Here is a 647-nt window from a genome sequence, read left to right as displayed (position 1 = left end):
TTGTCCTGCCGTGCCCTGAGCTCGGCGATCTTCGAGTTTGGCGCAACCGCGGCATTGGCCGTGGTGATCAGCTCACCCTTCCTGATCGGGGCGGTGACCGTGCCGCCCTGCAGCAGGCCGCAGGGGATGGCTTTTGCGGCGCGTGCCTCGCCAGCGGTCATGATCCAGGCGCGATAGGTGTATTCGCCGATGGCGTCGAGCGCATCGCCGGGTGCGAGGTCCTTCTTGGCCACCGCGCAGACATCGGCCACCGGCTTTGCCAGCGGCACCATGTCGGCCTTGCCATAGAGCACCACGCGGGCGCAGGTCAGCGGCACCTCGAGCGAGGTCAAATGGTAAGGCCGGTGGAAGGTGAAATACGGGCCATGACCCATCTTCAGGTCTTCCATGCGCTCGCGAATGCGCGGATGCGACATGTCGGCGATGACGAAGACGCCTGGAGCCACACCCTTGCCGATCGAATAGTCGACGACGCCGACCTTGGACAAAACACCGCCGTCCTTTTCGGGGATCAGCACCTTGTTGAGTTCGGGCAGCGTCGCCGCCGGACCGTGCATGCCGGCCTTGTCGGGAACGAGGCCGGTGGCATTGGCGATCGCCGCCATCTCGACCATGGTCTTGGAGCCGTCGACGAACTCGACCAGCAT

At 64.8% G+C, this 647-nt stretch carries 1 protein-coding gene; it reads right to left on the bottom strand.

The genetic code is table 11. The features are described 5' to 3' along the window. The coding region (locus NDO48_RS29050) for an SAF domain-containing protein (RefSeq protein ID WP_267322892.1) at positions 1-647 on the bottom strand (647 nt) is incomplete at both ends.

Source organism: Aminobacter sp. MET-1 (assembly GCF_026521175.1).
Lineage (GTDB): Bacteria > Pseudomonadota > Alphaproteobacteria > Rhizobiales > Rhizobiaceae > Aminobacter.
Note: the sequence above shows the minus strand (reverse complement) of the source record. Positions and strands in the feature narration are given on the sequence as shown.